The 13684-nt window shown below is 39.8% G+C and carries 10 protein-coding genes; 4 read left to right on the top strand and 6 right to left on the bottom strand.

Annotated features, from left to right (window positions below):
- Positions 1-32: 32 nt before the first annotated feature.
- Positions 33-3026, top strand: a complete 2994-nt coding sequence (locus KK487_RS17915; protein WP_128583668.1) for a TonB-dependent receptor — start codon at positions 33-35, stop codon at positions 3024-3026.
- A gap of 73 nt (positions 3027-3099) precedes the next feature.
- On the opposite strand, the gene KK487_RS17910 is transcribed toward KK487_RS17915, so the two are convergent.
- The 5 genes from KK487_RS17910 to exaC form a co-directional block, all read right to left on the bottom strand.
- On the bottom strand, positions 3100-4572 hold the full coding sequence (locus tag KK487_RS17910) for a S41 family peptidase (protein ID WP_036955085.1): 1473 nt from the start codon (positions 4570-4572) through the stop codon (positions 3100-3102).
- 515 nt (positions 4573-5087) lie between these two features.
- Entirely contained in the window at positions 5088-5615 is a 528-nt protein-coding gene (locus KK487_RS17905) for a GNAT family N-acetyltransferase (RefSeq protein WP_013463023.1), read from the bottom strand.
- Between the two features lie 61 nt (positions 5616-5676).
- Positions 5677-5895, bottom strand: a complete 219-nt coding sequence (locus tag KK487_RS17900) for a hypothetical protein (protein WP_013463022.1) — start codon at positions 5893-5895, stop codon at positions 5677-5679.
- A 104-nt stretch (positions 5896-5999) separates the two neighbouring features.
- Entirely contained in the window at positions 6000-6605 is a 606-nt protein-coding gene (locus KK487_RS17895; RefSeq protein WP_016900597.1) for a DUF998 domain-containing protein, read from the bottom strand.
- A 302-nt stretch (positions 6606-6907) separates the two neighbouring features.
- Entirely contained in the window at positions 6908-8428 is a 1521-nt protein-coding gene (gene exaC / locus KK487_RS17890) for an acetaldehyde dehydrogenase ExaC (protein ID WP_016900596.1), read from the bottom strand.
- A gap of 195 nt (positions 8429-8623) precedes the next feature.
- On the opposite strand from exaC, the gene KK487_RS17885 reads away from it, so the two are divergent.
- Positions 8624-9517, top strand: a complete 894-nt coding sequence (locus KK487_RS17885; RefSeq protein ID WP_016900595.1) for an AraC family transcriptional regulator — start codon at positions 8624-8626, stop codon at positions 9515-9517.
- A gap of 81 nt (positions 9518-9598) precedes the next feature.
- A complete protein-coding gene (locus KK487_RS17880; RefSeq protein ID WP_016900594.1) occupies positions 9599-10630 on the top strand; it encodes a LacI family DNA-binding transcriptional regulator in 1032 nt (343 codons plus the stop codon).
- A 73-nt stretch (positions 10631-10703) separates the two neighbouring features.
- Here the strand turns inward: KK487_RS17880 and gtfA are convergent, their stop codons facing one another.
- On the bottom strand, positions 10704-12176 hold the full coding sequence (gtfA, locus tag KK487_RS17875) for a sucrose phosphorylase (RefSeq protein ID WP_016900593.1): 1473 nt from the start codon (positions 12174-12176) through the stop codon (positions 10704-10706).
- 175 nt (positions 12177-12351) lie between these two features.
- On the opposite strand from gtfA, the gene KK487_RS17870 reads away from it, so the two are divergent.
- A complete protein-coding gene (locus KK487_RS17870; RefSeq protein ID WP_013463015.1) occupies positions 12352-13581 on the top strand; it encodes an MFS transporter in 1230 nt (409 codons plus the stop codon).
- The last annotated feature ends 103 nt before the right edge of the window (positions 13582-13684 follow it).

The raw sequence follows: 13684 nt of genomic DNA, 5'->3' as shown, positions 1-13684 counted from the left end.
ACCGTAATAAATTAAGTAAAAGCAGAGCAATTATGAACACAAATAAGTTTAAAAAAAGCCCACTAGCGGCTTCTGTGTCACTTATCATCGCTGCAAGCACATTTAACTTCGCTTATGCTGCGCAAGAAAATACTGCCGAACCTGAACTAGAAGTTATTGAAGTAAAAGGTATTCGTGGTTCATTAATCCGTTCAATGGATGTAAAGCGTGACGCATCAGGCGTGGTTGATGCCATTTCTGCTGAAGAAATGGGTAAATTTCCAGATACTAATTTAGCTGAATCGCTACAACGTATTACGGGTGTATCGGTAAGTCGCTCAAACGGTGAAGGTAGCCAAATTACCGTACGTGGTTTTGGCCCATCGTTTAACCTTGTAACACTTAACGGCCGTCAAATGGCAGGCACCGGTTTTACGCGTTCATTTAACTTTGAGAACTTATCATCTGAAGGCGTTAGTTCACTTGAAGTTATGAAAACAGCGCGTGCGGATACACCAACAGGTGGCCTTGGTGCAACTGTAAATATTGTTACCGCTAAACCTCTACAAAAGCCGGGTCAGCGCTTTTCATTGATGGCTAAAGGCATTCACGATACATCGGTAGAAGAAGGTGATGAAGTAACACCTGAAATTGCAGGTATTTACAGCAATACTTTTGCTGACGAAATGTTTGGTTTTTCAGCTAACTTTTCATACCACCGCCGTGATTTTCAGCGCCAAGCAGCCAATGTACGCTCTTGGTTAGTCAACCCTAACCTATCGGTTGATGCTGAAAACATAATTGATAACCGCCCAATGGATGCAGATGGTAACCCAGCTAAGCAGTTTTTCGATCCAAATGCTGGGGATAATGGTGAGTTTGTATCTGCCGCTTTCTTCCCACAAGAAGTCAGCTTTTCAAAAGATGATATTCAGCGTGAACGTTTAAATGCGCAAGCCACTTTTCAGTTTGCACCAACAGATAACTTAACGTTTACACTAGATCATACAATCTCAAATGCAACAACAGGTAATAACTCACTATCGTGGGGTATTTGGAACGGTTCGTTTGGTGGTAATGGTAATGCCTATGAGCTAGATGAAAATGGCACCGTTATTTACTATAACTCAGCCGGTGATGATGCCTCATTCACGGCATTTCGTGAAACTGCCGAGGTAGACTCAAAAGCAACCGGTATCAATGTTGAATGGTTAGCAACAGAAAACCTTAGTTTTAACTTTGATGCCCATACTTCAAAAACCACAACAGATAATGGCAAAGATCCTGGCTTAAATTCTAATGCCCGTATTATTTTGGGCTCAGCAGAGTTATCTACTAAAGAATACTTTTTCCGCGAAGGCGATGTACCGGGTTTTAATATTAATTGGAACAACGGCACACAAGAAGTAAGTCCAAATCAAATTGGTTCTAACTTCAGTATTTTTACCAGAACACCAGGTGAGTCAGAAGTTTCTCAAGTACAATTAGACGGTAAATTATTTACTTATACAGATATTGGTCTTGAAACCGTTAAATTTGGTGCGGCTTACACTAAGCAAACACTCAGTGGTTGGGGCGGCTCTAATAACGCCAATGCACCTGGCTTTAACAACGGTACATTCGCTGAAATTTTCCCAGATGCGATGTTCGAAAGGATTGATTTAAGCGGATTCCTTGATGAATTTTCATTTGGTCCTAACGGCGTAGCGCCAGGTTATGCTTACACTTATGACCTTGATGAAGCATTTGCTCGTCAAAGTGCTTATTTGACCGAAGACGTAATTGGTAGTGATTATTACCGAATTGGTAGCTTTGATAACTTCCCAACTAACGAAGTAGAAGAAGAAACCATTAGTGTTTACCTTTCTAGCAACTGGGTATTTAACGTTAGCGACTACGACGTATTTGTAAACTTAGGTCTTCGTTATGAAGAAACTGATATTGTAAGCCCAGCAAAAAGTCGTGTAGCGGAACAAGTTTACTGGGCAGGCGGTTCAGAGTGGTTAACTCAATTTGCCGCTGGTGGCGAATTAGTTGAAGTAGACTATGAAGGACAATACGACTTACTACTTCCTATGATTGATATTAAAGTCGATCTTACGGATGACTTAGTAACCCGCGCATCATGGGGACAAACAATCACCAGACCAACTCTTGGCGATATGTTAGGTAACTTGGCTTTAACACCATCACCTAAATTAAATTCAAGAAGTGGTAGCCGTGGTAATCCAAACTTAGAGCCATTTAAATCAACTAATCTAGATTTAAGCCTTGAGTATTATTACAGCGAAGGCAGTTACGCTGCTGTTGGTCTATTTTGGAAAGACGTAGATAATTGGATTGATAACACCCAGGTAAAAACTACCTTTGAAGGTTTACATGATGTGTATTTAGGTGAGCGTTGGAACAATGCAGTAGCCGCCATTGAAGGTCGTGGAGATCAAGCAACTGACACTGCAATTTACAATGAAATTGTAGCTAATGGCGTAGGCATTGGTGAAAACAACCGTATATTACCAGATCCAGCGACTGATCCGCTGATTGAATGGACCATCAATTCACCTGAAAACGTTGGTTCACGTAAAGTAAACGGTTTTGAATTTGCTGTTCAGCACTTGTTTGGCGACTCAGGCTTTGGTGCAGGCTTTAATGCCACCGTTGTTGATGGTGATGTAGAGTACGATAACTACTACCTTGCCTCTCAAGCAGTATTAGCTGGTTTAAGTGATTCTGCGAACATACAAGGCTTTTACGAAAAAGATGGCTTATCGGTGAAAATTACCGGTGCATGGCGTGATGAGTACTTAATTGCGCAAGGTTTACCTGACTCAGGTGCTACGGCTCCTCCACAATACGCAGAAGAGTACTTACAGTGGGATATTAGTGTGAACTACGAAGTTAACGAAAGCACAACGGTATTCTTTGAAGGTGTGAACTTAACCAACGAAACCGAGCGTTCATTCAGTCGCTTCGAAAGTCAGTTCTTAAGCGCGGCTCAATACGGCCCTCGTTATGCCTTTGGCGTTAGATACTCTATGGGCAATTAATACATTGCCCAAATACAGTTTTTGATTACCCCTTATAGTTGAAAAGTCAAAGCCGCTCATTGAGCGGCTTTTTTTATAACTGTTTAATTTTTTCTAATAGCTTATCGGTTGTCCAATCAATATCGTTATAGGCAATATCGGGTTTATAATAATCGCCCTTTCCTCTTGCTCTATTCACATACACTTTATTAGGCACTATCACTTTACCTAAACCTGAGGGTAACTCAGCTAATCGAACATCCATATACAGTGAGTCAGCACTGCTTGGCGCGCCAAATAACTGAGTGTTTGAAAACTGCTTAAATACATCAATGGCATCAAGACACGCACTTGCACACTGTGGCGGCACAATAACAAAAACCTGTGTTTTAAAGTCACTCTCTGGCACCGTGCTATCGCTTTGGTTTGGTTTACTTTGCGGCTCTTCGATGTAAAATAGCTTATTATTTTCAAGTGACTGCGCCATACCTGCAGCTATTTCTTTAAACTCTTTTTGTGCTTTAGGTTGATCTTTCAACACTTCAATTAATGATTTAACATGGCTAGTATTATCTTTTGACGCTCTCCACCAAACTCGGCTATTTTTTGAGTAGTTATCCATTTTTTGTTCAACAACTTGCTCACCCCACAACTCTTTTGCAAGCTTTAAGCTCCAATACGACGAGCCACCTTGGTTATGACGAAGATCTAAAACCACCGTTTTTGCACTGAGTAACTTAGAACGTTGATCAGTCACTTTTTTATACAAGTTATTGTAATCATGAGTTTGCTTATCGTTATTTGCAAAACTGGGCATAGCAATCCACGCTATGTTTTGCGCAGGCCAAGTTAAATCGGTTGTAAGCTCATCCCCATTATAGGCATGTGTTAAATGCTTACTTACACTCTTTGGCCGAACAGACCAATCAAGGGTTTTACTGTAAGCTTGCCCATTGGCTTTAACAAATTGACATTCTTTTAGAGGTGTTAAAAATGGGTTGCCCTCATCAATTAGTAACCGCCAACCTTGCTGCCACCAATGCCCAGGTTGTGTAACCTGTCCATGAAATTTAAACACTCTTTGTCGCATTAACGTCTCGGTACTTTGCCCATCGCAACCACTTATCACATCACCTTTATTTATATTATCTGTTTCACTGTAATACACTTTTAATGCATCACCCCGCCAAACGGCACTAAAACCTGGCCAACGACGAGCAGGTCGTTCAACGCTTGAAAACACACCTGCATGACCATCTTGTAGCACAGTACTAAAACGCGCAATTGCCGCAACATGAACCTGCGGCCCGCTCGCTTTGGCAGACAGTGCAAGTGCTTCTGCTTTTGCTTGCTTTAATAGCTCAGGAAAGACTGGGTTGTTAACATCAAACATACCGGGGTGGTTTTTTGCCGAAATACTGTAAGCAGCTTCAATATCACGATCAGTAACACTGCGCCATTGCTCTGGTGTTTGAGGAGTAACTGCTAATTCTGCCATGCTCAAGGTAGGCGTAATTAATAAAGCACTCAATAAAGTACGGCTAACTATTTTTGTTTTTATGTTCATGAAAATCCATTTTAAATTAGGTTATATAATTACTGTAAACCCATTTGGTGGAACTAAAAATACCTTAAATCAAATAAGTATCAGCAAATTATTTTTATAGCAGTAACTTAACAACATTAAAAGCAGCTAACAACGAGTAAGATTTAAAATGAACTGGCTTTAAATTTAGAGCAACACCTTACTTAGACGTTTGTTCAATTTTGGTTTGCAGTAGTGTTATGCGGGCGTTGAGTTTTCTAAAGCTATACTGTGAATAGAAAAAGTTCAAAAAGAAAGCAGCAAAACCTGAACAAGCAAGCCCTATCAATGGGCTGAATAAAACATTAACAACAAAACAATAACAGCCATCGCTATCGTAAGCCCCAAATAATGAGATGCACTAAATAACTTTCGGTTGTTTTTTTCAAGTTGAACTATATGAGAATCTATATCCATTAAAAATTTCCTTTTTAAAAACTGATACTTAACAAATCAACACTAACTATTCTTTCAGCTTACTACCTACATAGTATTATTTAAACAAGTGAGTTACTCCACTGCGCCTTAGTTAATCGATATAACTGTACGGTACGACCATGAAATTCATGAGTACTGTAGTCTGTAAAGCCAATTTTCTTTGCTACTTTTAATGACGCAATATGCTCAGGTTCAATAATAACAACGACTGATTGATGAGTAGTTTGCGTAAACACATACTTTAAAACACCTTTAGCCGCTTCGCAGGCTAATCCTTTATTCCAAAAATCGCCCGCTAATCGATACCCTAAATTAGGCTCTTCGTTACCCGCGACACTTTGTGGAGAAACACCACAAAACCCTATAAGTAGGTTACTGTTTTTATCTATTAGTGCCCATGGGCCCAAACCGTATGAACCGTAGCATTGTAAACACCACTTTATAAATTCACGAGTTGCAGCTTCATCGCACACACCACGAATTGAGTATTTCATCACCTCATCGTCACTAAGAATTTCACTTAATGCCGGCACATCATCAATTGAAAACTGCCGAATAAGCAACCTTTGGGTTTCACAAATGTTCACTCAAACCTCCTTGTAATCACAGCTAAAAAATTTCAACAAACAAGTGATTAAGGTTGTTATCTCAGTTATTTCGCTCTTTTTTATATTTCGAATGCCACAAAAAGTATCCAAATAATATGCCTACTAAAGGAAATATTATTAAAGATGAAATGATTCCATCAAAAAAATCTTGCTCACCTGTAAAGTACATAATTAATTGAAATAAAATAGCTGTAGGAATTCCCCAGCCTAGAACACCTTTTAGTAAAATAAAACGGAATTTAGTGTGGTTTATATTCATGAGCCTTCCTTGAGTTGTGGAGCCAAATAATAAGCTGAAATAAATCATAGTCGTTAGTGAGTTGAGTCTCTAAATTATTGGAGGCGATTTAAATTAGTTTAAAATTACATTAACACTATTGAAAAAACACTTAACCAACTTAATTGGATACCATAAGAGATACGTTGATAGCTACCAGGGTTACTTTGTAGTTTTATTGCTTTAGCCATAGCAAACAGATAATAAACAGTAGCGATAACAGAAACAATTGAAAAAACACGAAAGTATAAAGGAGTAATTTCTGTGGTTGGACTGATCGCTATTAATATTGGTGCTAAAACGAGCGAAAGCAACATAATGAAACCAGCCCAAGAGTGAACCTTGCAATTAAAAGTTGGGTGTTTAGTAAATGGATCTGCATCCATAGGAAAATAACCTGCAACCCATGTACCAATACCATGCATTATGACTAACCAGCCAGCAATATTAACCAAAATAGATACATTAGATAGTTGTGTTAAATACCAGCCAAAAAAGCAAAATAAAAAACCTAATGGATAATTATTAATTAGCGGTGACAGTTTTTCAGTTGGGCTTCCCGTTGCACCTAATTCACTACAAAATTGTTTAGAATGACTGTAACCTTCATAAAACCGACTTGCTACATAAACACCAATGAATATCCATAATGTGGCTATTAACCCTGAATAAATCGCAATCGTTTCAAACATCACCATAATCCTTTTTGTGATTAATTCATTAAAGCCTTTTTGAACACAGAGGAGAAAATGAGCCGGCTTCGAGTGACGAGCTGTGAGCTTGTACAAACAGCCTGAAACCTAGTCATAACAGCCCTGAGCTAGAACCTTTAATCTACTTTTTCAACCCAGCGCCTCATTAATAAATCGTTTCTTTATCATTATAATTAACCACTAATCAAATGCTATCGGTATTAGTTTTAAAAAAACAAAGCGCTACAAAAATGTAGCGCTTTCATTACTTATAGGTTGTTTGTTTAAACTAAAACGCGTTATTAAAAAAAGCCAAGCGGATCTTCGCTGTAACTTACTAGCAAGTTTTTAGTTTGTTGGTAATGATCAAGCGCGAGTTTGTGAGTTTCGCGGCCTATACCAGACTTTTTATACCCGCCAAACGCAGCGTGCGCTGGGTACATATGGTAACAATTAGTCCATACACGACCTGCTTCTATTTTGCGACCAAAGTGATAAGCACGATTCATATTACGGCTCCATACCCCTGCGCCTAAACCAAATTCTGAGCTGTTAGCCAGTTCAAGTGCTTCGGCTTCGTCTTTAAAGGTCGACATTGAAATAACGGGGCCAAAAATTTCTTCTTGGAACACGCGCATGTCATTACGTCCTTTTAATAGTGTAGGTTGAATGTAATACCCGCCGTTTAGCTCGTCGCTTAATTGCTCAACATGGCCGCCAGTTAATACTTCAGCACCTTCTTCTTTACCAATTTCAATGTAGCTTAAAATTTTATCAAACTGCGCTTTAGAGGCTTGAGCGCCTACCATGGTTTCACTATCAAGCGGGTTGCCACGTTTAATTTGTTTAGTACGTTTTAAAATACGTTCTATAAATTGCTCATAAATATCTTCTTGAATGAACAAGCGTGATGGACAAGTACATACTTCACCTTGGTTAAAGTAGGCAAGAATGGCACCCTCAATTGCCTTATCTAAATATGAGTCGTCTTTTTCCATAACATCGCTAAAGAAGATATTAGGCGATTTCCCCCCAAGCTCGACCGTTGAAGGAATAATATTCTCGGCTGCACATTTTAAAATATGTGAGCCCACAGGAGTTGAGCCTGTAAAGGCAATTTTAGCAATGCGCGTACTAGTTGCCAGTGCTTCACCAGCTTCTTTACCAAAGCCGTTTACCACATTTAAAACACCCCCTGGCAGTAAATCGCCAATAATTTCCATCAACACTAAGATTGAGGCGGGTGTTTGCTCTGCGGGTTTTAATATTACACAGTTACCTGCTGCAAGTGCAGGCGCTAATTTCCATGCGGCCATTAATAATGGGAAGTTCCACGGAATAATTTGCCCTACAACGCCTAGAGGCTCATGAAAATGATACGCCACCGTAGTTTCGTCTATCTCGCCAATACTGCCCTCTTGAGCACGCAAACAACCGGCAAAGTAACGAAAGTGATCGGCGGCCAGTGGAATATCAGCGGCAAGGGTTTCACGAATCGCTTTGCCGTTATCCCATGTTTCGGCCACTGCAAGTAGCTCCAAGTTTTGTTCAATACGGTCGGCAATTTTTAATAGTATATTGCTGCGCTCGGCGACTGAGGTAGTGCCCCACTGGGTTTTTACTGCATGGGCTTTGTCGAGTGCAAGGTTTATGTCGTCTTTATCTGAGCGCGGTACTTTACAAAATACCTTGCCATTAACTGGGCTTATATTATCAAAATACTGGCCGTTGACTGGGGCAACCCACTCGCCGCCAATGTAATTACCATACTGCTGTTTAAATGTGACGAGTGCGTCTGGTGAACCTGGGTTTGCGTAAATCATATGTGTGTTCTCTTGTTGTTGTTAGCTAAAAGTCTAAGCCGAAATTTGTTAGAGTAATGTAGCAACTTGCTTTATATTTAATCGGTATTGATTGACATTAGACCATTAAGCGCTTAAAAACTTGCTTAGCTGTCCAAAAAAGTTGTCTGTGAGTCCATATTAAAAACGCTCTATAACGATTAAAAAAGGCTGAACATGCACACATCTCAGTTAAATAAAAAACGCCAACAACTTGATGTACTGATTGAAAACAAAGTGACCTTTGCTGCCGATAACTCTGAGCTAAGTATTTACGATACCTATAAAAGTGCGCAAAAAGTGGCGTTGCATTCTAACGAATTACTGTTTTGCGCTATGCTCAGTGGTAAAAAAATAATGCATGTTGAGAGCAGTCAATACCACAAAGCGTTTTTACCACATGAATCGTTTGTATTAGCACCTGAGCAAAGCGTGCTGATTGATTTCCCACAGGCAACTATCAACTCACCTACCACCTGTTTGGCGATTGAAATTAGCACCGATAAAATAACCAATGTGGCTAATGCGCTTAATATGCAGCAAAGCTTTGCTAGTGATACCTTGTTTGAATACACCCCTAATTTAGTGCATACCCAACATAATACTCAAACGCAGCAGTTATTAGAGCGCATGGTGCATTTATTTAGTGAGCAAGGCGCCGAGCGGCACTACTTAATTGATTTATCGTTAAACGAATTGATCACCCGTTTATTACAACAGCAAAGCCGTGATTTATTGCTGGCCAACTGTGACAAGCTGCGCCTAAAAAGTAACGTGAGTGATGCACTGCATTATATTGAAGAGCATTTAAGCGAAAACCTCGACATAAACACCCTTTGCAAAATAACCTGTATGAGCCGTAGTAAGTTTTATCAGCAGTTTAAACTTGCTTTTGGTACTAGCCCTGCCCTTTGGCAACAACAACTTAGGCTTAAAAAGGCCCGTACGCTTTTATTAGAAGGCCACGCTATAAGCAAGGTGTGCTACGACCTGGGTTTTAATAGCGCCAGTCATTTTAGCCGTTTATTTAAGCAAACTTTTGGTATTGCACCAAAAGCGTGTCGCCACTAACCTAACACAACAGTTTTTGTTATATTAAACAGCCTAATATGCTAGATTGTTTGCAATGTTGTAAGTAGTAATGAGTCACCGATGAGTAAACCCACCCGCTGGACATTAAAGAGTATTGCCAAAGAATTAGGTGTGTCTAATGCTACGGTATCAAATGCGTTTAATCGCCCTGATCAACTCTCTGCTAAACGCCGCGAAGCCATACTTAAAGCGTGCAAAGAGCTGGGGTATTATGGCCCTAATAAAGCGGCGCAGTCTTTGCGAAGTGGCACGTTTAATATTGTTGCATTAGTCCTTCCTGATAGCGTGGAATACATGGTATCAGACCCTGTTGCGAGCAGTTTTATGCGGGGAGTAACCTCGGTACTTGAAAAAAATAATATTAATGTTTTATTGTTTTCAGGCAATAGTGACAACCTCAACAGCGTTGTTGATTTTGTCGATGGTTTTATTTGTTATGGTCGCCCGCGCAATAAAGCACTAGTAGAGCAACTAAAAACAGTCTCCAAACATGTGGTGACGGTTGATTTTGACATTGCTCGTAACGCCTCAATTAATGTTAATAACGAGCAAGCCAGTTATGAAATAGCCAAACATGTTTTGCATAATCAAGATGATAAAGTGGCTATATTAGGCTTAAGATTACTTGATGAAAATGTATTGTGCCGGGTATACGAACATCACGAATTTGAAACTGGCCAATCTATTTCGCATCAACGTTTGCGTGGTTATCAACGCGCCTTAAGTGAGGCTAATATAACGGTTGCCGACGACCGCATTTGGAATATTCCTGAAAGCAGTGAGCGCTTTGCAAATATTGCCGCAAAAGAGGTATTAACAGCCTCCCCTCGCCCTAACGTGATTATATGCATGAGTGATTTAATTGCCCTTGCCACCATGCGAGAAGCCATAAAACAAGGGATAAAAATAGGCAGTGAGCTGCGTATTGTGGGGTTTGATGGCATAGAAGAAGCCGCTCGTTTTGTACCTCGTCTCACTACAATTCATCAAAATAGCCAAGAAAAGGGCGTTATGGCTGCTAACTTATTTATTTCTAAAGAAGAAAAACAATATGAAGTAGGTTACGCACTCGATATTGGTGCAAGTAGCTAAGCACTGCTAATAAAGCAAATAAAAAAGCCAAACAGAGGCTGCTTGGCTTTTGGTTTTCAACAAATAAAGCTATTTAAGCCAATAAACTTTGTAAGTTTAGAGTGCTTTCTTGAGTGCCATTAACCTGCGAAATAAGTGCAATACGGCTTGCAAAGTCAATCCTCAATGAAATTGATTGTTGTTCAAGCTTCCACATTAAACAACAAACACTTGCGCCGCCTTGAGCCGAAAATTCACCTGCAAATGCGGGATGTTCATTACGCATTTTAATTAGCTCTATGAGCCCTTTTACTACCGGTTTATTAAGGGCTTGCTCTATTTTAGCCGCGTTCAAATATGGGCGATTTATATCACGGCCAACATTGGTTTTTGCTAACAGTTCCATATCGTTTTCACAGGCAAATAAGCCGCCGTAATAAACTTGCGGTACACCTGGCGCAAAAAATTGAATTGCGCGCGACAGTAAATAGTCAAAATCATTAGCGCCTAATGCATTGTAATAAGTACAGTTCACTTGATATAAATCGACATTACTGGCAGCCGCGCCTGTTGCTTGGCGGCTTTGATTGTTACTATTTGCATGCATGGTTTCTACTAGGTTATCAATTTGCTCTGCATTTAATAAGCCTGGTTTTTCACCCATTGGGCCTGCATCAATAATGCCTATGCCATCATGGGTGTCTAGTACCGTTAAACAGTTACGCGGCGATATTTTTAGCCATTTGAGTAATGCATCCGCATTGTTATTAAACAAGCTATGTAGAATTAGTGGTGGCAACGCAAAGTCATAAACCATATTAACGCGCTTAGCTACATCTACTTGTGTTTGATAATGGCTATGAATTTCTGCAATGGTTTCCATGCCTAAATCGTTGGCTTGCTTTGATAAGTTATCTAAGTAGCCAAACGTTTCATCTAGCATAAAACAATTAGTACCCGCCTGCTTAATGGCATAACCCGCTGCATCTAAACGAATAATATTAACGTTGTTAGCAGAGAACTTAGTAAGTACATTATTTAAATACGCAATTCCTGCCTCTACTTTTACGTTTATATCAATTTGATTGTCTGTAAAAGTGGTCCAAAAATCATACGTTTGACCATCACCGCATTTCATTGGCGTAAAACAACTGCCTGGGCGTGGACGGTAAATAGCTTGCTGCTCAGCCTTGCTCATACCATTGGGAAACACGTCTTCTTTGGTTAAAAATAAATCCCAAAATGCTGACGCTTTACCTTTAGCCAGTACATCTTGAAACTGAAAAGATTGCGCCGACACATGATTCACTATTAGATCAGCCATTAAATCATGGTCTTTACCGAGTGCCTTTATGTCGTCCCAAGTACCGATTCGAGAATCAACTTCACTATGATCAATCGGGTCAAAGCCTGCATCGCTGCCATCAATTGGGTTATAAAATGGCAATAAGTGCACACCACCAAAAACGCCCTCTAATGGGCCATGTAAAAGAGTGGTAAGTGCATTTATATCTTGGCCAGTAATTCGATCAGCGTATGTGATCAATTGAACTTTATTCTTCATCATTGTGTGATTACCATGTTGAAACTTAATCGATTAAGATATATCTTTAACTAGCACGTACGAATTTACAAGTTATTTTTATAAATTTTACATACAAATATCGTGGCGACATTAATACTATAATCAGTAACTGACTGACTTACTGAGTGTTAAGAACGCATTTAACGAGGAAAAGCACATGACAAAATCACACACACACGTAAGCAGCGATCCGTTGCAACAAATTCGCTGGCTCACATATATGATGTTTTTTATGTTTGCCATGACCTCCGATGCCGTTGGCATGATCATTCCCGAGCTCATAACTGAATTTGGTTTAAGCATGACCCAAGCCAGCGCATTCCACTATGCGCCTATGGCACTCATTGCCTTTAGCGGATTATTTTTAGGCTTTTTAGCCGATAGCCTCGGGCGTAAAAAAACGATTATGCTTGGGTTATTAATATTTTCTGCGAGTTGCTTTTTATTCGCCATTAGTAGCAGCTTTATATTTTTTGTTTTTTTGCTTTGCTGTATTGGTTTAGCTATTGGCTTATTTAAAACCGGCGCTTTGGCGTTATTAGGCGATATTTCTCATAGCAACGCAGAGCACACTAAAACCATGAACAAAGTAGAAGGCTTTTTTGGTATTGGTGCCATTGTTGGACCTGCACTTGTTGGTGTATTACTGGTACAAAATGTAAGTTGGACTTATTTATATATTATTGCCGGCATTATGTGCTTAATTTTAGCGTTTTTAGCGTGGCGTGCAGAGTATCCGAGCGTTGTTAAAAGCACTGAAAAGCCCGCTTCACTTGCTACCACCATGAAAATGATTAAAAACCCCTACGCGCTTGGCTTTTCGCTCGCCATTGCGCTTTATGTTGCAACCGAGGTTGCCATTTACGTATGGATGCCGACGCTGTTAAAAGACTACACAGGCTCTTGGCCCCTTTTGGCAACCTATGCACTCACCATATTTTTTATACTGCGTGCGGCAGGGCGTTTTATTGCGGTGTGGTTATTAAACCGCTATAGCTGGCAAGGTGTTATGGCTTACTTAAGTTTAGGTATCGCATTGTGTTATGTGGGTACTTTAGTCGGTGGCGTTGATTGGGCTGTTGGTTTATTGCCGCTTTCAGGGTTATTTATGTCGATGGTTTACCCGACCTTAAACTCCAAAGGAATATCGTGCTTCCCGGTACAACAACATGGCGCAGTTGCTGGGGTTATATTATTTTTCACTGCACTTTCAGCCGCATTAGCGCCTTTATTTATGGGTATGATCAGCGATTACTTTGGTCATGTACGTTATGGTTTTTATCTTGCAACCGGCTTTGCCATTATTTTATTTTTAGCGATGCTGTTTAACTATTTCCGTGACCCATCAGCCAGCGCTTTACAAGAGAGCAACCTAATAACTGAGTAAATCAACAAATTGGGGGCTAAAAAAAACACTATATAAATCAATAGATGAGTAAAAAAACAGCAAATAAAGAATAAAATAATTTGCTTATTGTAAAAGATTTGTT

Source organism: Pseudoalteromonas sp. SiA1 (assembly GCF_018732205.1).
GTDB classification, from domain to species: domain Bacteria; phylum Pseudomonadota; class Gammaproteobacteria; order Enterobacterales; family Alteromonadaceae; genus Pseudoalteromonas; species Pseudoalteromonas tetraodonis.
This window is presented reverse-complemented; position numbering and strand designations above follow the sequence as displayed.

What these genes read in the sequence shown, in the direction of transcription:
- KK487_RS17915 (WP_128583668.1), top strand. Translation starts at nt 33, where the DNA reads ATGAACACAAATAAGTTTAAAAAAAGCCCACTAGCGGCTTCTGTGTCA.
- KK487_RS17910 (WP_036955085.1), bottom strand. Translation starts at nt 4,572, where the DNA reads ATGAACATAAAAACAAAAATAGTTAGCCGTACTTTATTGAGTGCTTTA.
- KK487_RS17900 (WP_013463022.1), bottom strand. Translation starts at nt 5,895, where the DNA reads ATGAATATAAACCACACTAAATTCCGTTTTATTTTACTAAAAGGTGTT.
- KK487_RS17895 (WP_016900597.1), bottom strand. Translation starts at nt 6,605, where the DNA reads ATGTTTGAAACGATTGCGATTTATTCAGGGTTAATAGCCACATTATGG.
- exaC (WP_016900596.1), bottom strand. Translation starts at nt 8,428, where the DNA reads ATGATTTACGCAAACCCAGGTTCACCAGACGCACTCGTCACATTTAAA.
- KK487_RS17885 (WP_016900595.1), top strand. Translation starts at nt 8,624, where the DNA reads ATGCACACATCTCAGTTAAATAAAAAACGCCAACAACTTGATGTACTG.
- KK487_RS17880 (WP_016900594.1), top strand. Translation starts at nt 9,599, where the DNA reads ATGAGTAAACCCACCCGCTGGACATTAAAGAGTATTGCCAAAGAATTA.
- gtfA (WP_016900593.1), bottom strand. Translation starts at nt 12,176, where the DNA reads ATGATGAAGAATAAAGTTCAATTGATCACATACGCTGATCGAATTACT.
- KK487_RS17870 (WP_013463015.1), top strand. Translation starts at nt 12,352, where the DNA reads ATGACAAAATCACACACACACGTAAGCAGCGATCCGTTGCAACAAATT.